This is a genomic window from Enterobacter cloacae complex sp. R_G8, assembly GCF_024599795.1.
In the GTDB taxonomy this organism is placed as follows: Bacteria; Pseudomonadota; Gammaproteobacteria; order Enterobacterales; family Enterobacteriaceae; genus Enterobacter; species Enterobacter dissolvens.
Map to the genome: position 1 here is coordinate 3,558,558 of NZ_CP102246.1, position 20,404 is coordinate 3,578,961.

At 58.1% G+C, this 20,404-nt stretch carries 18 protein-coding genes and 1 pseudogene; 8 read left to right on the plus strand and 11 right to left on the minus strand.

The features are described 5' to 3' along the window. Nucleotides 1-37: 37 nt before the first annotated feature. A complete protein-coding gene (locus NQ842_RS16910) occupies nucleotides 38-1,270 on the minus strand; it encodes an MFS transporter (RefSeq protein WP_014831213.1) in 1,233 nt (410 codons plus the stop codon). 167 nt (nucleotides 1,271-1,437) lie between these two features. On the opposite strand from NQ842_RS16910, the gene NQ842_RS16915 reads away from it, so the two are divergent. The 3 genes from NQ842_RS16915 (at nucleotide 1,438) to deoR (ending at nucleotide 3,608) form a co-directional block, all read left to right on the plus strand. Further along, the gene (locus tag NQ842_RS16915) at nucleotides 1,438-2,166 is read left to right on the plus strand and encodes a phosphatase PAP2 family protein (RefSeq protein ID WP_182381515.1); all 729 of its coding nucleotides are present in this window, start codon (nucleotides 1,438-1,440) and stop codon (nucleotides 2,164-2,166) included. Between the two features lie 7 nt (nucleotides 2,167-2,173). Next, entirely contained in the window at nucleotides 2,174-2,782 is a 609-nt protein-coding gene (ybjG, locus tag NQ842_RS16920; RefSeq protein WP_182381514.1) for an undecaprenyl-diphosphate phosphatase, read from the plus strand. A gap of 67 nt (nucleotides 2,783-2,849) precedes the next feature. Next, the gene (gene deoR / locus NQ842_RS16925) at nucleotides 2,850-3,608 is read left to right on the plus strand and encodes a DNA-binding transcriptional repressor DeoR (protein ID WP_013097425.1); all 759 of its coding nucleotides are present in this window, start codon (nucleotides 2,850-2,852) and stop codon (nucleotides 3,606-3,608) included. A gap of 66 nt (nucleotides 3,609-3,674) precedes the next feature. On the opposite strand, the gene dacC is transcribed toward deoR, so the two are convergent. Next, nucleotides 3,675-4,880, minus strand: a complete 1,206-nt coding sequence (gene dacC / locus NQ842_RS16930) for a serine-type D-Ala-D-Ala carboxypeptidase (RefSeq protein WP_014831210.1) — start codon at nucleotides 4,878-4,880, stop codon at nucleotides 3,675-3,677. Nucleotides 4,881-5,120: 240 nt separating this feature from the next. Here dacC and NQ842_RS16935 point away from each other — a divergent pair, with 240 nt between their 5' ends. Continuing rightward, nucleotides 5,121-5,747 (plus strand): glutathione S-transferase family protein, encoded by a 627-nt coding sequence (locus tag NQ842_RS16935; protein ID WP_014831209.1) that lies wholly within the window; start codon nucleotides 5,121-5,123, stop codon nucleotides 5,745-5,747. Here the strand turns inward: NQ842_RS16935 and NQ842_RS16940 are convergent, their stop codons facing one another. Next, a complete protein-coding gene (locus NQ842_RS16940; protein ID WP_219279340.1) occupies nucleotides 5,748-6,866 on the minus strand; it encodes a PQQ-dependent sugar dehydrogenase in 1,119 nt (372 codons plus the stop codon). It lies immediately after the preceding gene. A 106-nt stretch (nucleotides 6,867-6,972) separates the two neighbouring features. Further along, the gene (bssR, locus tag NQ842_RS16945; protein WP_013097430.1) at nucleotides 6,973-7,356 is read right to left on the minus strand and encodes a biofilm formation regulator BssR; all 384 of its coding nucleotides are present in this window, start codon (nucleotides 7,354-7,356) and stop codon (nucleotides 6,973-6,975) included. 216 nt (nucleotides 7,357-7,572) lie between these two features. Here bssR and rimO point away from each other — a divergent pair, with 216 nt between their 5' ends. Beyond that, nucleotides 7,573-8,898 carry a 30S ribosomal protein S12 methylthiotransferase RimO gene (rimO, locus tag NQ842_RS16950; protein ID WP_257256105.1) on the plus strand — a complete coding sequence of 442 codons (1,326 nt, stop codon included), beginning with the start codon at nucleotides 7,573-7,575 and terminating at the stop codon, nucleotides 8,896-8,898. A 63-nt stretch (nucleotides 8,899-8,961) separates the two neighbouring features. On the opposite strand, the gene gsiD is transcribed toward rimO, so the two are convergent. From gsiD to iaaA, 5 genes and pseudogenes are all read right to left on the minus strand, one after another. After that, nucleotides 8,962-9,873: a glutathione ABC transporter permease GsiD gene (gene gsiD, locus NQ842_RS16955; RefSeq protein WP_014831206.1), complete on the minus strand. Its 912-nt coding sequence runs from the start codon at nucleotides 9,871-9,873 to the stop codon at nucleotides 8,962-8,964. Between the two features lies 1 nt (nucleotide 9,874). Next, nucleotides 9,875-10,795 carry a glutathione ABC transporter permease GsiC gene (gene gsiC / locus NQ842_RS16960; protein WP_014831205.1) on the minus strand — a complete coding sequence of 307 codons (921 nt, stop codon included), beginning with the start codon at nucleotides 10,793-10,795 and terminating at the stop codon, nucleotides 9,875-9,877. Nucleotides 10,796-10,800: 5 nt separating this feature from the next. Then, the gene (gene gsiB, locus NQ842_RS16965; protein ID WP_046888109.1) at nucleotides 10,801-12,339 is read right to left on the minus strand and encodes a glutathione ABC transporter substrate-binding protein GsiB; all 1,539 of its coding nucleotides are present in this window, start codon (nucleotides 12,337-12,339) and stop codon (nucleotides 10,801-10,803) included. 23 nt (nucleotides 12,340-12,362) lie between these two features. Next, the gene (gsiA, locus tag NQ842_RS16970; RefSeq protein ID WP_014831203.1) at nucleotides 12,363-14,234 is read right to left on the minus strand and encodes a glutathione ABC transporter ATP-binding protein GsiA; all 1,872 of its coding nucleotides are present in this window, start codon (nucleotides 14,232-14,234) and stop codon (nucleotides 12,363-12,365) included. After that, nucleotides 14,221-15,184, minus strand: a pseudogene (gene iaaA / locus NQ842_RS16975) (beta-aspartyl-peptidase). The gene gsiA and the pseudogene iaaA overlap by 14 nt, the downstream one beginning before the upstream one ends. A gap of 189 nt (nucleotides 15,185-15,373) precedes the next feature. Here iaaA and moeA point away from each other — a divergent pair. Beyond that, nucleotides 15,374-16,606 (plus strand): molybdopterin molybdotransferase MoeA, encoded by a 1,233-nt coding sequence (gene moeA, locus NQ842_RS16980; RefSeq protein WP_257256107.1) that lies wholly within the window; start codon nucleotides 15,374-15,376, stop codon nucleotides 16,604-16,606. Between the two features lies 1 nt (nucleotide 16,607). Next, nucleotides 16,608-17,360: a molybdopterin-synthase adenylyltransferase MoeB gene (gene moeB / locus NQ842_RS16985; RefSeq protein ID WP_014831200.1), complete on the plus strand. Its 753-nt coding sequence runs from the start codon at nucleotides 16,608-16,610 to the stop codon at nucleotides 17,358-17,360. A 95-nt stretch (nucleotides 17,361-17,455) separates the two neighbouring features. Here the strand turns inward: moeB and NQ842_RS16990 are convergent, their stop codons facing one another. After that, nucleotides 17,456-18,610 carry an IS481 family transposase gene (locus NQ842_RS16990; RefSeq protein ID WP_373371034.1) on the minus strand — a complete coding sequence of 385 codons (1,155 nt, stop codon included), beginning with the start codon at nucleotides 18,608-18,610 and terminating at the stop codon, nucleotides 17,456-17,458. 102 nt (nucleotides 18,611-18,712) lie between these two features. Continuing rightward, on the minus strand, nucleotides 18,713-19,375 hold the full coding sequence (gene fsa, locus NQ842_RS16995; protein WP_063425825.1) for a fructose-6-phosphate aldolase: 663 nt from the start codon (nucleotides 19,373-19,375) through the stop codon (nucleotides 18,713-18,715). A 128-nt stretch (nucleotides 19,376-19,503) separates the two neighbouring features. Here fsa and NQ842_RS17000 point away from each other — a divergent pair, with 128 nt between their 5' ends. After that, nucleotides 19,504-20,403, plus strand: a complete 900-nt coding sequence (locus tag NQ842_RS17000; protein WP_257256108.1) for a glycyl-radical enzyme activating protein — start codon at nucleotides 19,504-19,506, stop codon at nucleotides 20,401-20,403. The last annotated feature ends 1 nt before the right edge of the window (nucleotide 20,404 follow it).

Sequence of the window (20,404 nt, forward strand, 5' to 3'; positions counted from 1 at the left end):
CACCCTGACCCTCTCCCACCGGGAGAGGGAATAAGAATTATGGCTGCAGGGCGTTCCCGACGCGTTTGTCTTTCAGGAACATCACCATCAGCACAACCCACAGCACGCCGTTGGCGAGGTTAAACAGACTGAACAGACCGTTGCCGCCTAGCGCATAAGCGTGTTTGCTCACCTCGATCCCGACGGTAAAAATCAGCATCTGCAGCATCCCCATCGCCGCCGAAACGGTGCCTTTACTCATTTCGCTGGCGAAGAGCGTCAGACGCACCAGCCCCGCATTCGCCACACCAATACCGAAGGCGTAAATACTCAACCCCGCCGTCATCCACAGATAGGCATGAGATGATACCACCGTCGCCACCGCGGCCACGGTAAGGCCCGCCGCAATCGGCCAGCCGCCCATGATGATGAGCGAGCGCACCGTGCGTCGTGATGTCAGACGCGCCAGCACCAGGTTACCGATAATCAGTGCGCCAAAAATCGGCACCTGCAGCAGCCCGTACTCGTAGCTGCTGAGCTGTTCACCGCTGATGATAATGACCGGTGACTGGGCGATCCACGCCAGCAGTGGCAGGCTAACAAAGCCCGTCGCCAGCGCACCGGCTACAAAGCGGCCGTTTTTCAGCACCGCTTTATAATCCCGTCCCAATTCTTTCAGCGACAGCGTCTCACCCAGTCGGGTGGCCGTTTCCGGCATTGCGCGGTGCAGGCCGAAGAATGCGATGGCGGCCAGCACGGCAAACAGGACAAACATGCCTTCCCACGGTGCCACATGCACCCACGCGGCGCCCACCAGCGGCCCCAGCAACGGAGCAATCAGCGCCACGTTTGCCATCAGCGCGGTAATTTTGATACACACCGCCTCCTCGAAGGACTCCTGAATGGCGGCATACCCCACGGCACCGATAAAGCACAGACTGACCCCCTGCAGGAAACGCAGCAGGGTGAACTGTTCAATGTTTTGCGCCAACAGCGTGGCGAGACAGGTCACGATAAACCACACCACGCCCGTCAGCATCACCGGACGGCGGCCAATACGATCCGACAGCGGCCCTAACAGCCACTGTAAAAACATGCCGCCAGCCAGATAGGCGGTCATGGAGGTCGGCACCCATTCAATACCTGCGTTGTATTGCGCCACCACGGCCAGCATGCCGGGCTGGATCATATCGTTGCCGATATAGGTAGAGAACTCGTAAAGCACCAGACACAGAGGGAAAAGTAACGCCTGACGACCCAGACGGGTCCCAGAAGAAGAACGGTTTAACATGCAATCTCTTTATGATGAAAAAATCGCGATGAGTGTAATGAATTGCCGCTGTCTGAGATAGCAAATTATCCAGAAGAAACAGAAATAAAGCATTTATCGTCGTCGTTTAAGGTTTCCTTAAGTTGACACCAATATGATAGCCCTATTTCATGTTGCCAACCAACTCTATGACCCGCATATCCCCTCGTTCAGAATTGTCTAAGTTACCGACAAATAAGACAAAAAAACTTTACCGCTTGCCTGTGCGCTTTTATGGTTATCAGCTTTTAGTGCTGATCGCCCTTGCCGTGGTGTTTACCTGGCTCTCTCGCGGCGAAACGCTTGATAAATGGATCACTGGCTTTTGGTATGACGCGGCAACACACCGTTTTCCGCTGCAGAAAAACCCGCTGCTGGATCTGCTGAATCACCGGCTGGCGAAGTACCTCGCCATCGCCATGGCGGTTGGGGCGCTGTTTTACGGTGCCTGGAAGCGCAACGCGAGACTGGTCACAGCCGCACTGCTGATGGGGCTTGGCACGCTGGTGGTTGGCGTGCTGAAAAGCCTGAGCCATCACAGCTGCCCGTGGGATCTGGTGGAGTATGGCGGTAAGGCCGTCTCTTACCCCCTGTTCAGTTCCGCTCCGGCAGACAGCGGTCCTGGCCGCTGCTTCCCCGGCGGCCATGCGTCCAGCGGCTTTATGGTGATGGGTCTGTTCTTTGCCTTCTGGCGCGAGCGTCCGCGTCTCGCCTGGGGCTTTGTGGCCTTCGGTGTGGTGTTAGGTCTGGCGATGGGCTTTGGCCAGGTCATGCGCGGGGCGCATTTTTTCTCTCACAACCTGTGGGCTGGGTGGTGGGTCTGGTTTTCCCAGGTAGCGGTCTACGGCCTCGTTTCTGCCTGGTTTGCTAAAGAGTAAAAACACTATGTTAGAGAATCTGAATTACCAGCTGTTTTATCTGATCAACGCCACCCCGGCCTCGCCTGAGTGGATGATCGATCTGGCCACTTTCCTGGCAAAAGATCTGATCAGTATTGTGCCGGTGCTGGCGGCCATCCTCTGGCTGTGGGGACCGCGCAACCAGGTCAACGCGCAGCGTCAGCTGGTGATCAAAGTGGCGATGACGCTCGGGGTCAGCGTGCTGGTCAGCTATGTTCTGGGTCTCGCCTTCCCGCACGATCGTCCTTTTGTCGAACACGTCGGCTATACCTTCCTGCACCACGCGCCGGATGACTCGTTCCCAAGCGATCACGGTACGGTGATCTTTGCTTTTGCGCTGGCCTTCCTGTTCTGGCATCGCCTGTGGTCAGGTGCGGTGCTGATGGCCATTGCGGTCGCCATTGCCTGGTCTCGCGTGTATCTGGGTGTACACTGGCCGCTGGATATGGTTGGCGGCTTCCTGGTGGGGCTGATCGGCTGCGTCAGCGCGGCGATCCTGTGGAACCTCTTCGGGCTGGCGCTGTACCGCGGACTCTCGTCTCTCTATCGCACCCTTTTCGCTATCCCGATCCGCAAAGGCTGGATACGTGACTAACCCCGGTATGACAGGTTACACTTGAGCCCCCGCCCTGCGGGGGCTCACTTTTTCATCCTGAGGATCTATGGAAACACGCCGCGATGACCGCATAGCTCAGCTGATACAGGCGCTGAAGCGCAGTGATAAGCTTCATCTTAAGGAAGCCGCTACCCTCCTCGGCGTTTCAGAGATGACCATTCGCCGTGACCTGAACAGCGAGAGCGCGCCCGTCGTGCTGCTGGGCGGCTATATCGTGCTGGAGCCGCGTAGCGCCAGTCATTATCTGATCAGCGATCAAAAGACGCGCCTGGTTGAAGAGAAACGCAAAGCCGCACGCCTGGCGGCCTCTCTGGTACAACCCCACCAGACGCTGTTTTTTGACTGCGGCACCACCACGCCGTGGATAATCGAAGCCATCGACAGCAGTATCCCCTTTACCGCCGTGTGCTACTCGCTGAACACCTTCCTGGCCCTTCAGGAGAAACCCGAGTGCCGGGTGATCCTCTGTGGCGGTGAATTTCACGCCAGTAACGCCATTTTTAAGCCGCTCAATCTTCAGGATACGCTCAGCAATCTGTGCCCGGATATTGCCTTTTACTCCGCGGCGGGCGTCAGTACCCGTCAGGGGGCAACCTGTTTTAACCTGGAAGAGCTGCCGGTAAAACACTGGGCGTTAAGCGCCGCGCAATACCATGTGCTGGTGGTGGATCACAGCAAGTTCGGCAAGGTGCGTCCGGCACGGATGGGCGAGCTGGCACAGTTCAATGCCATCGTCAGCGATTGCCGCCCGGATGAAGAATACGTGACCTACGCGAAGGCGCAGCAGGTGAAGTTGATGTATTGAGAGGGGTGCGGTCTGATGCCTCACCCCGGCCCTCTCCCACTGGGAGAGGGTGAAAAGCGGGAAGACTTAACTAAACCAGCTGCCAAACCAGCTATGGAATTTCATCATCACGAAGTCCCACATCCGGCTGAAGAAGCCGCCCTCTTCGACCGCTTCCATCACAATCAGCGGACGCTGTTCAATCGACTTACCGTTTAACTGGAAATCAATCGTCCCGACCACCTGGCCTTTTTTCAGCGGCGCGGTGAGCTGCGGATCGGTCAGGGTATAGCTCGCTTTCAGGTTTTTCAGCTGACCACGTGGAATGGTCACCGACCCGGCTTCACCGGCCCCCAGATTCACCTCACTCTTGTCACCAAACCAGACGCGCTGGCTGACGAACGTGGCATCCGGTTTAATCGGCGTCACGGTTTCAAAGAAGCGGAAGCCCCAGGTCAGCAGTTTTTCTGACTCGTTAAAACGAATACGGTCGGTTTTGGTGCCCAGCACCACCGAGATCAGACGCATGTCACCCTGGGTCGCGGAGGCCACCAGGTTATAACCCGCCCCGGCTGTGGTGCCGGTTTTCATCCCGTCCACGTTGACGTTGCTGCTCCACAGCAGACGGTTGCGGTTCGGCTGGCGGATTTTATTAAAGGTAAACTCTTTCTCTTTGTGGATGGCATATTCGTCCGGCACATCGTGGATGAGCGCCTTGCCGAGCAGCGCCATATCGCGCGCAGTACTGAACTGGCCCGGCGCATCCAGGCCGTGGACGGTTTTAAAGGTGGTATTGGTCAGACCCAGCTTTTGCGCATAGCCGTTCATCAGGCCAATAAACGAGTCCTGGCTTCCCGCGACATAATCTGCCAGGGCGATACAGGCATCGTTGCCGGACTGGATAATCACCCCTTTATTCAGATCGGAAACGGAAACCTGATCGCCGGGTTTCAGGAACATGACCGATGACCCGCGCAGCGCCGGGTTACCGGTCGCCCAGGCGTCCTTCCCGATAGTGACCATATCGTCCAGCTTGATCTTACCTGCCTTCAAGGCCTGGCCCACCACGTAGCTGGTCATGATTTTGGTCAGGCTGGCCGGGTCGAGTTTCTCATCCGCATTGCCTTCCGCCAGCACTTTACCGCTGGAGTAATCCATCAGGATCCAGGCACGCGCATCCACCGGCGGCGCTTCGGGCGCAGCCTGTTCAGCCGCATAGAGAGTTGGTGCAAACAGGAAAAGGAGCGCGGAGCCTGCCGCCAGGCTGCGCAGAGAAGTCATTTTTCGCGTCATAAATGCCACCCGAGTGTCCATTCAAAAATTACGTCACATCACCGTGTCGCAAGAAGCGATGAGTAATAGCGCACTAAAACGGTTAATGAAACCCAACGAGGGTAAAGTTATTAAAGTTTATGCAATAACATTCAGATACGCTTTGATTAAGGCGATTTTTTTCTCTTCTGTTGCGTAATTGTTAGGTTTATCTCACCATGGCGAAAAGCTGACTCGGATTCACATCTATCGGGAGTAATTATGATTACGCTGTGGGGAAGGAATAATTCGACCAACGTCAAAAAAGTGCTCTGGACGCTGGAGGAGCTGGATTTACCGTTTAACCAGATAATGGCGGGTTTGCAGTATGGGGTTAATAAAGACGCCGACTACCTGGCGATGAACCCGAACGGCCTGGTGCCGCTGCTGCGCGATGATGAGACGGATGCCACGCTGTGGGAATCCAACACCATTGTCCGCTACCTGGCCGCCCAGTATGGGCAAGGCCGTCTGTGGGTAGAAAATCCGGCCCGCCGCGCGCAGGGGGAAAAATGGATGGACTGGGCCAACCAGACGCTCTCCCCCACGCACCGCGTGCTCCTGATGGGGCTGGTCAGAACCCCGGAAGCCGAGCGCGACTATCCCGCCATTCATGCGGCGCAGGACGCCTGTGAACATCTGTTTGCGATGATGGACGATGAGCTGGCGAAGCACGCCTGGTTCTCGGGTGCGGACTTCGGCGTGGGCGATATTGCCGTTGCGCCATTTGTCTGGAACCTGACCAACATCGGTCTGACGTGGATGCCGCGCCCACACCTGGATCGCTGGCGTAAACAGCTGAGCGAACGCCCGGCGTACCGTAACGTGGTGATGATCCCGGTAAGCTGATCACCTCCCGGACGGGCTGACTTTCAGCAACTGCCCGTCCGTTTCATCGGTCAGAACATACAGATAGCCGTCCGGCCCGACGCGCACATCGCGGATACGCTGATCCCGGTCGCCCAGGATCCGCCCGTCCTCGGTCACCGTGTTGCCGTTCACGCTCAGGACGATCACGTCCTTCTCCTTCAGCGCCCCGATAAACAGCTTGTTTTTCCACTGCGGGAACACGTCACTGTCATAAAACGCCATCCCGCTCACGGCGGGTGAGACTTTCCAGACAAACAGCGGTTTTTCGGTTCCTTCAACGTGTTCACCTTTCGCCTCAGGAATTTTTAATCCGCTATAGTTGATACCGTGGGTCGCCAGCGGCCAGCCATAGTTTTTCCCTTTCTCCGGGATGTTGATCTCATCCCCGCCCCGCGGGCCGTGTTCGTTAAGCCACAGCGTGTCGCTCCACGGGTTCATCGCCATCCCTTGCGGGTTACGAATGCCATAAGACCAGATTTCCGGCCGCGCACCGGCGGTGTTTACAAAGGGGTTATCCGGCGGGACTTTGCCATCCTCCGTCAGGCGCACCACTTTCCCCTGGAGTTTATCCAGATCCTGCGCCGTCGGGCGCTTGTTGTTTTCGCCCAGCGCAATAAACAGATAGCCTTTGCCATCAAATACCAGCCTTCCGCCAAAGTGGTTACCGGTGGAGAGTTTCGGCATCTGACGGAACACCACCTGGAACGCCTCAAGGCGGGAAAGATCGTCGCTTAAGCGCCCGTAACCCACCGCCGTTCCGGCTTTGCCGTCAGCGCCTGCCTCGGCGTAACTCAGCCAGACGCGGCGCGAGGTGGCAAAATCCGGCGCCAGCACCACGTCCAGCAGTCCTCCCTGTCCGTTGGCCCAGACTTTGGGCACCCCTGTTATCGGGTCTGACAGCCCTTTCCCGGCCTGCCAGTGTTTCAACTGGCCGCCCTTCAACGTCACGAGCAGCCCTTTATTATCCGGCAGGAACGCCAGCGACCAGGGGTGTTCGAGTTTGCTCTGCAATACCTCAACCTTAACCGCATCAGGCGCAGCAAGGAGCGAAAATGGAAATAACAACGCAGGCAGGAAAATCAGCGAGGATCGGTGCATAACGCGCTCCTTTATCGGCATATGGCATAAAGATTAGCCACTACGTCCGGGCGCGTTATCACTTTTACAAAAGCTTAATCAGAAGGGGGAGTTGCCTCCCCCGGAATCAGTGCTGTTCAAGCTTCGCGTGCTCGTTCAGACACATGATGCATAGAGAGAGCGTTGTCAGGCAGTTTTCAAGCTTCTCCGCGTTTACAGCGATAAAAGTCGGGCAGTCATGGCGTCCGTTCATCAGACAAACCCCGGCAATGGAGAGCACCTCGGCGGCGCGGCGCAGCGCAATACATTCGCTTTCTGCGTATTCCGCTTTCAGGATGGGTGCTTTTTCACGCATGAAATTGCAAAGTTCAAAGAAATTATCACGCAGATGTTCGCTTTCGCTGACTGACATATACCCTTTCGCCTTCCTCAGCTGCAGATATGCGGCAAGGTCGATTCGGGCGTTGATCAGCTTGTTCAGCAGATCGCGTTTCAGTCTGTCAACGGACATGCTCATTCCTCCTCTGTCAGCCCCTGTGCACAGTCAGAATAAGGTTATTTTTTGTACAGTTTAATGCCTGAGATCAATTATTCTTAACTGATTAACATTCTTTACAATGTTACAACCTTCGCGGGCATCATCTGCACTGCAAAGAGTGTATAAATCCCCCGCGATACGCTGTAAAATCCCGCCCTGATAACTCCATAATTGATGAATTTTTAACCTATGAGCAATGTTACGCACCCGCCGAAAATCGGCTTTGTCTCCCTGGGCTGCCCGAAAAACCTGGTGGATTCTGAACGCATCCTGACCGAACTTCGCACCGAGGGCTACGACGTGGTGCCAAGCTACGACAACGCCGACATGGTGATCGTGAACACCTGCGGGTTTATCGACAGCGCGGTTCAGGAATCCCTGGAAGCCATTGGTGAAGCCCTGACGGAAAACGGCAAAGTGATTGTGACCGGCTGCCTGGGCGCAAAAGAAGACCAGATCCGTGAAGTGCACCCGAAGGTGCTGGAGATCACCGGTCCACACAGCTACGAGCAGGTGCTGGAACATGTTCATCACTACGTACCCAAGCCTAAGCACAACCCGTTCCTGAGCCTGGTGCCGGAACAGGGCGTGAAGCTGACACCGCGTCACTACGCTTACCTGAAAATTTCCGAAGGCTGCAACCATCGCTGCACCTTCTGCATTATCCCGTCCATGCGTGGCGATCTGGTGAGCCGCCCAATTGGCGACGTGCTGGCAGAAGCCAAACGTCTGGCGGACGCGGGCGTGAAGGAGCTGCTGGTGATCTCCCAGGACACCTCCGCCTACGGCGTGGATGTGAAGCACCGTTCCGGTTTCCACAACGGCGAACCGGTGAAAACCAGCATGGTCGGCCTGTGCGAACAGCTCGCTAAACTGGGCATCTGGACGCGTCTGCACTACGTCTACCCTTATCCGCACGTTGACGACGTGATCCCGCTGATGGCCGAAGGCAAAATCCTGCCGTACCTGGATATCCCGCTGCAGCACGCCAGCCCGCGTATCCTGAAGCTGATGAAACGCCCTGGCTCCGTTGACCGCCAGCTGGCGCGCATCAAGCAGTGGCGTGAAATCTGCCCGGATCTGACCCTGCGTTCGACCTTCATCGTTGGCTTCCCGGGTGAAACCGAAGAAGACTTCCAGATGCTGCTCGACTTCCTGAAAGAGGCCCGTCTGGACCGCGTGGGCTGCTTCAAGTACAGCCCGGTTGAAGGCGCGACCGCTAACGAACTGGCGGATCAGGTGCCGGAAGAGGTGAAAGAAGAGCGCTGGAACCGCTTCATGCAGCTGCAACAGCAGATCTCTGCTGAACGTCTGCAGGAGAAAGTGGGCCGCGAAATTATGGTCATCATCGACGAAGTTGACGAAGAAGGCGCGATTGGCCGCAGCATGGCGGATGCCCCTGAAATCGACGGCGCGGTGTACCTGAACGGCGAAACCAGCGTCAAGCCGGGTGACATCATTCGCGTGAAAGTGCAAAACGCCGACGAGTACGATCTCTGGGGTAGCCGGGTTTAATCTCGCTGCACCTCATTTTCAGGCCGGGTAAGGCGTAGCCGCCACCCGGCACATTCCACTGCCCTACCCCTTAATCCGCGGATCCAGCGCATCGCGCAGCCCATCCCCCAGCAGGTTGAACGCCAGCACGGTCAGGAAAATCGCCAGACTCGGGAATATCGCCACATGCGGCGCAATCACCATATCTGCCCTCGCCTCGTTGAGCATCGCGCCCCACTCCGGCGTCGGTGGCTGTGCGCCTAGTCCCAGAAACGACAGGCTGGCGGCCGAGATAATCGACACGCCGATACGCATGGTGAAATAGACCACAATCGACGACACCGTCCCCGGCAGAATATGGCTGAAGAGGATGTTGGCGTCGCTGGCCCCCATACTGCGGGCGGATTCAATAAAGGTCTGCTGCTTCAGTACCAGCGTATTGCCGCGCACCAGGCGGGCAAACGCCGGGATCGAAAAGACCGCGACGGCGATGATGACGTTCGCCATGCCGCTGCCCATAATGGCGACAACCGCAATCGCCAGCAAAATGCCGGGAAAGGCAAACAGCACGTCGCAAATGCGCATAATGATCCGGTCCCACCAGCCTTCGTAATACCCCGCCACCAGGCCCAGGACGGTGCCAATCACCGCACCGATCAGAACCGCAAACACCCCGGCGGCGAGCGATATCTGCGCACCCATCAGCACGCGGCTAAAAATATCGCGCCCCAGAGAGTCCACACCGAACCAGTGCATCATCGACGGTCCGTCATTCAGGCGGTCGTAATCAAAGTAGTTTTCCGCATCATACGGTGCCACCCACGGCGCAATGGCCGCCACCACAATCAGCAGCAGTACAAACAGCCCCGCCGTCATGGCGACAGGCTGGCGACGAAAGCGCCGCCAGAATTCAGACCACGGGGTGCGGATATGGTCCGGCTTCAGCCCCGGCATAGCGTTTACAATGGCCTGACGACGCCAGTTCAACAATCGCATCTTACTTATACCTGATGGCCGGATTAATGGCGGCGTACAGCACATCCACCACTAAATTGATAAGAATAAACTCCAGCGAGAAGAGCAGGACTTCCGCCTGAATGACCGGATAGTCGCGCATCTCGACCGAATCCACCAGCAGGCGCCCCAGCCCCGGCCAGTTGAAGACCTTTTCCACCACGATAGAGCCCCCCAGCAGGAAACCAAACTGCAGCCCCATCATGGTCACCACCGGGATCATCGCGTTGCGAAAACCGTGTTTGAGGATGACCCACTTCTCGCTCACCCCTTTCGCCCGTGCGGTGCGGATGTAGTCCTCACTCAACACGTCAACGAACGAGGCGCGGGTAAAACGAGCCATCACCGCCGAAACGGCCGCGCCCAGCGTCATGGACGGCAGGATGTAGTGCTTCCAGGTGTCGGCCCCGACGGTGGGCAACCAGCCCAGCTCCACGGAGAAAATCTGCATCAGGAGCATCCCCAGCGCAAAGGCCGGGAAAGAGATCCCGGTCACCGCCAGCGCCATGCCAAGCTTGTCCGGCCAGCGGTTGCGCCAGACTGCAGCGACAATCCCGGCGCCAAGCCCAAACACCACCGCCCAGCTCATGCTGGCTATCGTTAACCAGAACGTGGGCATAAAGCGGCTGGCAATCTCTTCCGACACCGGACGACGCGACACCATTGAGATACCAAAATCGCCCTGCAGAACGTTGCACATATAATGGATGAACTGGATATACAGCGGCTGGTCGAGGCCAAGCTGCTTACGCACCAGCTCAATGACGGTGGCATCCGCTTCGGGCCCGGCTACCAGACGCGCCGGATCGCCCGGCAGCATATGGACAAACAGAAACACCAGCACCGCCACAATCAGCAGCGTCGGGATAAGCCCGAGCAGGCGTTTACAAACATAATTGAGCATGAGTGTTATTTTAAATCCGCATCGTCAAAGCTAAAGCCCGTATCCGGCATGATGTAGAACCCGGTCAACGCTTTGTTATGCGCAGAAACCAGTTTTTCCACCACCAGCGGTACCCACGGCGACTCTTTCCAGATGATATCCTGAGCGTCTTTGTAGAGGCGCGCTTTCTCGTCTGGTTTCGTGGTTTTCAGCGCATCGGCAAGATCTTTGTCCACCTGCGGATTGCTGTAGAATGCCGTGTTGAACAGGGTCGGCGGCCAGTTCTGCGAGGCGAACAGCGGCGACAGCGCCCAGTCAGCCTCACCGGTAGAGGCCGACCAGCCGGTGTAGAACATCCGCACGCCGCTCTCTTTCTGCCCTTTCCCTTCCACTTCAGCCGCACGCTGCCCGGCATCCATCGCGGTGACCTGCACCTTAATACCGACCTGCGCCAGTTGCTGCTGGGTAAACTGCAGCACCTTCTGCGCGGTACTGTGATTATGTGACGACCACAGCGTGGTGCTAAAGCCGTTCGGGAAGCCCGCCTCTTTTAACAGTTCACGGGCTTTCGCCGGATCGTATGGCCACGGCTGATAGCTTTGCGCATAGGCAATAGCCGGCGGCAGGACGCCGGTGGCCGGGGTGGCGAAGCCCGCGAAGGCCACTTTTACCAGCGCCTGACGGTTGATGGCGTAGTTAATGGCCTCGCGCACTTTGGGATTATCAAACGGTTTTTGCGTTACGTTCATACTGATGTAACGCTGCATAATGGACGGACTGGCCACCAGCTCCAGCTTGCTGTTCTTCTGCAGGATCGCCGCCTGCTCGTACGGGATCGGGAAGGCAAACTGCGCCTCGCCGGTTTGCAGCATCGCCGCGCGGGTGTTGTTGTCCACCACCGGACGCCAGGTGATGGTGTCGAGCTTCGGCAGCCCCTGCTGCCAGTAGCCGGCGAATTTCTTCACCTTCACAAAGTCCGTCTGGTTCCAGGTAACCAGCTCATACGGGCCGGTCCCGACCGGATGGAACCCAATCTCACTGCCGTATTTTTTCAGCGCAGCAGGCGAGATCATCGCCGTCGCCGGATGCGCCAGAATATTGATAAAGGCTGAGAACGGCTCTTTGAGGGTGATTTTCACCGTTGTCGGGTCAACCACTTCAGTGCTGGCGATATTTTTATAAAGGTTGTAGCGCTTGAGGCTGTTTTGCGGGTTGCTGGCGCGATCGAGGTTGATCTTCACCGCCTCCGCGTTGAAATCGGTGCCATCCTGGAACTTCACGCCGGTTCTGAGCTTGATGGTATACACCAGCCCGTTATCCGATACGGTGTACCCTTCCGCCAGCACATTTTTCAGCTTCATCTCTCTGTCCAGGCCAAACAGCCCCTGGTAGAACGATTTGGCGACCGCCTGCGACAGCGTATCGTTGGCGTCATAGGGATCAAGGGTAGTGAAATTGGAGCCGACGGCAACCACCACATCTTTGGCAGCGAACGCGGGGGACACGGCCAGGGCTGCCGTCACGCTCGCGGCTAACAGCCATGTACGAGCAACAAATTTAACCATTGTGTTCTCCTGCCTGTTATAGGTTATAACCGCGAAAATGCATTGTCCTGACGCGGTGGGGCAACAAAATGACCGGGGCCCACCTCACGCAGCGTGACCCGCTCCATGATCTCGCCTCGTTTACGAATATTGCTCGGCATCTCATCCTGCAGCAGCACGCGCTGGCCGTGACGATGCGCGGGATCGGCAACCGGTACCGCTGCCATCAGCTTACGGGTGTACGGGTGCTGCGGGTTCTCAAACACCGCCCGCCGCGGACCAATCTCGACGATTTGCCCCAGATACATCACCGCCACACGATGGCTGATGCGTTCAACCACCGCCATGTCATGGGAAATAAAGAGGAAGGCAATCCCCATATCCCGCTGTAAGTCGAGCAATAAATTGATGATTTGCGCGCGGATAGAGACATCCAGCGCCGAGACGGACTCGTCCGCAATCACCACTTTTGGATTCAGGGCCAGCGCGCGGGCAATACAGATACGCTGTCGCTGGCCACCGGAAAACTCATGCGGGTAACGCCAGGCATGTTCCGGCTTCAGGCCCACGCGTTCCAGCAGCCACGCCACCCGACGCTGTGCGGCGTCGCCGTCGAGCAGGTTATGCACCCGCAGCGGCTCCATAATCGAATACCCCACCGTATGGCGCGGATCCAGAGAGGCATAAGGGTCCTGAAAAATAAACTGGATATCCCGCCTCACCGCCTGAAGTTTGCTGTCCGCAAGGGTATCGATCCGCTCACCGTTAAAGGTAATGGTCCCTTCCTGCGACGCCACCAGCCGGAGTAACGCGCGCCCGGTGGTGGATTTGCCGCAGCCCGACTCTCCCACCAGCGCCAGCGTTTCGCCTGGCCACAGATCAAAACTGACGTTTTCCACCGCATGGACTTCACGCTTCACGCGGTTGAAAATGCCGCTGCGCAGAGGAAAACGGGTCACCAGACCCCGCACTTCCAGTATGGGCTTGCCGGGCACCACGGTGTCCTGCTCGGTTTCGTCTTCCTGACGGCCCGCCGCCTCAAGGGAAATCAGCGGGAAACGGCGCGGTAGCTCGCTGCCATTCATCGCTCCCAGACGCGGAACCGCTGCCAGCAGCGCTTTGGTATAGGGATGCGCGGGCGCATGGAAAATCTGCTCGACCGTGCCGGTTTCTACCGCCCTGCCCTGGTGCATCACCAGCACGCGATCGGCAATATCGGCGACTACGCCCATATCATGGGTGATAAAAATCACCCCCATCTCCATCTCCTGCTGCAGCACTTTGATAAGCTGCAGGATCTGCGCCTGGATGGTGACATCCAGCGCTGTCGTCGGTTCGTCGGCAATCAATACCGCCGGACGGCAGGAGAGCGCCATGGCAATCATTACCCGCTGACGCATCCCGCCGGAGAGCTGATGCGGATAGCGCCCGAGGATCGCCTGCGCCTCCGGAATGCGAACCAGCTCCAGCATCCGTTTGGCTTCCAGGAGCGCTTCATCGCCGCTCAGCCCCTGATGCAGACGGATGGACTCAGCAATTTGTTCCCCGACCGGGAAGACCGGGTTCAGCGAGGTCATCGGCTCCTGGAAGATCATCGCGATATCCGCCCCGCGCACGCCCTGCATCTGTGCTGCGCTCAGCTCGTTTACATCAATGACCTGACGATTGCGACGGCGCAGGAGCATCTTCTCGCTGCTGATTTGCCCGCCCGTCTGTTCCAGCAGGCGCATCAGCGCCAGCGCGGTGACCGACTTCCCGGAACCGGACTCACCCACAATCGCCAGCGTTTCGCCGCGGTTGAGCGAGAACGATAAATTCTCAACTGCGGGGATGAACTGCCGCTCTTCCTGAAACGCAATATTCAGCTGATGGACAGCCAGCACTTCGCGGTTATCCAGCTCTTCACTGTGCGGCACGCGTTGCCCCCTTATTCACGATAGATCCCGGTACTGGGTTCGTCACCAGCATAGCCCCAGGCGCGGTACATCCCTTCGCTGTTGAACGGCAGGGCCACGTTGCCTTCACGATCCACCGCGATGAGTCCACCCTCACCGCCCAGCGCGGACAACTTTTCCATCACCACACGCTCGCAGGCCTCACTCAGGCTGAGCCCGCCGTAATCCATCAGGGCGGTAATGTCGTACGCCGCAAGGGTGCGAATAAACACTTCGCCGGTCCCGGTGCAGGAGACCGCCGCCGTGGCATTATTGGCATAGCACCCGGCGCCCGGCAACGGACTGTCGCCCACCCGCCCCGGTAACTTGTTGGTCATACCGCCGGTTGAGGTGGCCGCCGCCAGATTACCGGCTTTATCCAGTGCCACCGCGCCAACCGTGCCCATTTTGGTGGTTTCATCGAGCGGTGCAGAATGATCCAGCTGCGTCATGCCCGCCGTACGGGCTGCCAGCAGCTGCTGGTAGCGCTCGTCAGTGGAAAAAAGATCCGGTGATACCCGCTCCATCCCGTGTTCGAAGGCAAAGTTTTCCGCCCCGACACCCGTCAGTAGCACATGAGGACTCTCCTCCATCACCCGTCGCGCCGCCAGAATCGGGTTGCGCAGATGACTCACGCCCGCCACGGCCCCTGCTTTCAGGGTGACGCCATCCATCACGCAGGCATCCAGTTCGTGCGTCTCGTCACGCGTATACACGGACCCTATCCCCGCATTGAACAGCGGACACTCTTCCAGCAGACGCACCGCTTCGGTCACCACATCCAGCGCGCTTTCGCCCGCCTCCAGCATTCGCTGGCCCGTTTCAACAATGGCGTAGAGCGCATCAATGTAGCGCTTCTCCTGCTCAGGAGTGAGCTGTGCACGGGTAATAGCCCCGGCGCCGCCATGAATTGCGATTACCGCATTAACCATTTCGCCTCACCTGTCAGCCTGCATGGCGGCTTTTTCTATAAATATCATTATCGTTGATGATTCTTCAGATAATTTTTGAATATAGAAAGACGCAACTGCGATGTAAAGGGTACTCATGGTGGGTCATACAGTTAGCCGCACTTTTCTGCCATAATGAGCGCTTTCGTTGTTACTGTGCTGGAGCCCACCATGGATTTTACCGCCGGACTGATGCCGCTTGAGACGGCACTCACGCAGATGCTTGATCGACTTTCCCCGCTGCACGACGTTGAGACGCTGCCGTTAGCGCACTGCTTTGGCCGTATTGCCGCGCGCGATATTGTCTCTCCGCTTAACGTGCCGGGGTTTGATAACTCCGCGATGGACGGTTACGCGGTGCGCCTGGCGGATATCCAGACGGGTCAGGCGCTGCCTGTCGCGGGTAAAGCCTTTGCCGGTCAAGCATTTGACGGTGAATGGCCTGCGGGCACCTGCGTGCGCATCATGACCGGCGCGCCAGTCCCCGCAGGCTGCGATGCGGTGGTGATGCAGGAAGAGACCGAACAGACCGCTGACGGCGTGCGCTTTACCGCCAGCGTCAGAGCAGGCCAGAACATCCGCCGCACCGGCGAAGATATTGCTCTTGGCGCAACGGTATTCGCTGCGGGGCAGAAGCTGACGGTGGGTGAACTGCCGGTACTGGCCTCGCTCGGTATCGCGGACATTGAGGTGATCCGTAAGATGCGCGTGGCGCTCTTTTCTACCGGTGACGAACTGCAGCTTCCGGGCCAGCCGCTGCAGGACGGGCAGATTTACGACACCAACCGTCTGGCGGTACACCTGATGCTGGAACAGCTGGGCTGTGAGGTGATCAACCTTGGCATTATTCCTGATGACCCGGAAAAACTGCGCGCTGCCTTTATTGAGGCAGACAACGCGGCCGACGTGGTGATCAGCTCCGGCGGTGTTTCGGTGGGTGAAGCGGATTACACCAAAACCATCCTGGAAGAGCTGGGTGAAATCGCCTTCTGGAAGCTGGCCATCAAGCCGGGCAAACCGTTCGCTTTTGGCAAGCTTAAGCACAGCTGGTTCTGCGGCTTGCCGGGTAACCCGGTTTCTGCCGCACTGACTTTCTACCAGTTGGTGATCCCGCTGCTGGCGAAGCTTTCGGGTAACCGTGCCAGTCAGTTGCCGGTACGCCAGCGCGTGCGTGCCGCTACGCGCCTTAAGAAATCCCCCGGTCGTCTCGATTTCCAGCGCGGTATTCTGACGCGCAACGCGGAGGGCGAGCTGGAAGTGAGCACCACCGGCCATCAGGGCTCGCACATTTTCAGCTCCTTCAGCCAGGGTAACTGCTTTATCGTGCTGGAGCGCGAGCGTGGCAATGTGGAAGCTGGCGAATGGGTTGAGGTGGAGCGCTTTAACCACCTGTTCGGAGGCTGAGATGGCGGCGGAACTGAGCGATGAAGAGATGATGCGCTATAACCGCCAGATTGTTCTGCGCGGTTTTGATTTTGATGGTCAGGAAGCGCTCAAGGCGGCCAGCGTGCTGGTCGTCGGCCTGGGCGGTCTGGGCTGCGCCGCCGCGCAATACCTCGCCGCGGCGGGCGTGGGCAAGATGACGCTGCTGGACTTTGATACCGTGTCGGTGTCAAACCTGCAGCGCCAGACGCTGCACAGCGATGCGACACTTGGCCAGCCGAAGGTGGACTCTGCCCGCGCAGCGTTAACGCGCATCAACCCCCACGTTCAGTTTACTCCGATTAACGCGATGCTGGATGACGAGGCGTTATACGCGCAGATCGCAAAGCACGATCTGGTGCTGGACTGTACCGATAACGTTGCCATCCGCAACCAGCTAAACGCAGGCTGTTTTACCCACAAAACGCCGCTGGTTTCTGGCGCGGCAATCCGCATGGAAGGACAGATCAGCGTCTTTACCTATGCTGAAGGCGAACCGTGCTATCGCTGTCTGAGCCGCCTGTTTGGTGAGAATGCGCTCACCTGCGTCGAGGCGGGCGTAATGGCACCGTTAGTCGGCGTGATCGGGTCACTGCAGGCGATGGAAGCGATCAAAGTGCTGACCCGTTACGGTACGCCAGCAGCGGGGAAAATTGTGATGTATGACGCAATGACCTGCCAGTTCCGCGAGATGAAGCTGATGCGTAATCCGGGGTGTGAGGTGTGCAGCGGTTAAACCTCGTTGCGGCCTGATGCCCTCACCCCGGCCCTCTCCCACTGTACGGTCCGGGGACATGGTAGACAGGTGTTCGGGGACATGGTGAACACTTTTTAACATCCTTTACCCATGGTGATCGACTTTTTCTTCAGGTCGATCACCCCCACTTTTGTGCTGTACCACCACACCTCGTAGCGGCCGTCTTCCTGCATCTCCTTCAGCCCGACCCGTTCTCCCCTGAACGCCTTGCCTGCGCTCAGACTTACCCCTTTCACGCTCAGCTTTCCGCTGATATCCACTTTCCTGACCATCACGCCCTCGTCGTATTCCGGGGGCGTTGTGTTGCCGCTGTACCGTCGCGATGACGGCTGATACCGCGAGCCCGGTACCGCCATATCCAGCGCCTCATGCGGGCGTTCAAGGTTATAGACCGTCCGCCAGTGGTCGAAGGCGCGCTGCAGTTCGCCCTCACTCGCGAACCATTTACCCTGCAGCACCTCCGTCTTCAGGCTGCGGTGAAAACGCTCCAGCTTGCCCTGCGTCTGCGGATGATACGGCCGGGAGTGTCCCACCCGGATACCATGGCGCATCAGCCACAGCTCGAGCGCCGTCCAGGTGCCGGTGGTGTCTCCCCACGGGGCGCCGTTGTCCATCGTCATCCTGTCCGGCAGGCCGTAGCGTTCAAACACGCTGACCAGTTGTTGCTGCACGGTCTCACGCCGTTCATCGCTACAGTGCGCCAGGCACAGGGAAAAACGGGAGTGGTCATCCAGCAGGGTGAGCGGATGGCAGCGGCCACCGCCAAAGGGAAAGTGGCCCTTAAAATCCATCTGCCAGAGCCGGTTCGGCGCGTCATGTTCGAACCGTCCCGTGGCGGGAATGCCCGGTGAAGTGCCCGGCAGCAGGCCGTGACGGGCCATCAGGTTATGAACGGTGCTGAAGGCGGGCATACGGTGCCCCTGGTCTTCCAGCCAGCGCTTTATCTTGCGTGCGCCCCAGCGTTCATGGCGGTCATGGGCCATACGCAGCAGGGCAGTGATGTCGTCAGATGAGCGGTTCGGGGAATGGTGCGGTATGCGCGGGCGGTCCTGAAGGCCGGAGGAACCTTCCTCCATCCAGCGACGAAGCCACTTGTAGCCGGTGGCAGGTGAAATGCCGAAGCGACGGCAGAGGGAACGGATGTTCGCCCCGTCCTGCGAGGCGAACAAAACAAACTCGGTACGTAATGACATGGTATCTCTCGCATCCCAGGGCATAAGCGACTCCATAAACGGGTTCTTATGCCTTAGTTGTAAGTGTCTACCATGTCCCCGAACAAGTGTTCACTATGTCCCCGGACCGTACACCCACAGGGAGAGGGAGATAACGCGTCAGAGAGCCGTCTGTCCAAACGCCCCCTGCCAGTCCTGCTCAAACTTCACGATCGCCGCATCCACCGCCGGAGAGGTAATAAACTGCTGCGCCACGTCCAGCGGCAGCGTAATGGACTCACAGCCGGCCAGCAGGCAATCCAGCGCCTGACGCGGGGTTTTGAAGCTCGCCGCCAGCACTTTTGATTGCGGGGCATGCAGCGTCAGCAACTGCTGTAATTCCACAACGGTCTGGATCCCGTCTCCGCCCTGCGCATCCACGCGGTTAACGTAAGGCGCGACATACTCTGCCCCCGCCAGCGCGGACAACATCCCCTGTGCAGCACCATATACCGCGGTCCCCAGCGTCGGGATCCCTTCTGCTTTCAGCATTTTGATCGCCGCCAGCCCTTCCGCCGTCACCGGCACTTTCACCACCAGGTCGTTAATGATGGCACGCAGCTTACGCGCATCGTCCACCATGCCTTCGGCGGTGGTGGCCATCACCTGCGCGAACAGACGGCCTTTGCCACCCAGCGCGTCGTGCAGTTCTGGCAGCAGAACCTCAAGCGGCGTTTTGCCTGCCGCCACAATGCTGGGGTTGGTGGTTACGCCCGCCAGCGGGAAGATGCGTGCGAGCTTTTTCACTGCCGCAACGTCAGAAGTGTCGAGATAAAGTTCCATGATGTCGCCCTCAATTTTAGCCTGCACTTACCCTATCACGACAAAACCTGCTCAGGAGTTGACCTGCATCAAGATAACTTTCATTCGAAAGTAATTTAATCTTCATATGCAAGATGAGAGGCAAAATCATGATCTTCAATATTCAGCGTTACTCTACCCACGATGGCCCCGGGATCCGTACCGTGGTGTTCCTGAAAGGCTGCTCGCTGGGCTGTCGCTGGTGCCAGAACCCGGAAAGCCGGGCCCGCACGCGGGACGTGCTGTTTGATGCACGTCTTTGCCTGGACGGCTGCGATCTGTGCCAGCAGGCGACACCGGGCTGTATCGAACGTGCGCTGAACGGGCTGGTCATCCACCGTGAGAAACTAGACGAACAGACGCTTAACGCCCTTACCGACTGCTGCCCGACACAGGCGCTCACCGTGTGTGGTGAAGAACGTCAGGTGGAGGAGATCATGGCGACCGTCCTGCGCGATAAGCCGTTTTACGACCGCAGCGGCGGCGGAATCACCCTCTCCGGCGGCGAGCCGTTTATGAACCCCGATCTGGCACTGGCGCTGTTTAAAGCCAACCATGAACAGGGTATTCATACCGCCGTCGAAACCTGCCTTCACGTGCCATGGCACTATATCGCGCCTTCACTACCGTATGTCGATCTGTTCCTCGCCGACCTGAAGCATGTGGATGCAGAGGTGTTCAAACAGTGGACGGACGGCTCGGCAAAACGCATCCTGGACAACCTGAAACGCCTGGCGGCCGCCGGGAAAAAAATCATCATCCGCGTGCCGCTGATCCCGGGCTTTAACGCCGATGAAGCCTCTGTTACCGCCATTACCAATTTCGCCGCCGACGAACTGAACGTTCGCGACATTCACTTTCTGCCGTATCACACGCTGGGCATGAACAAATACACCCTGCTCGGCCAACCTTACTCTGCCCCTGACAAACCGCTGGATAACCCTGCGCTACTGGACTTTGCACAGCAGTATGCCTGCCAGAAAGGGTTAACCGCGACCTTACGAGGATAAA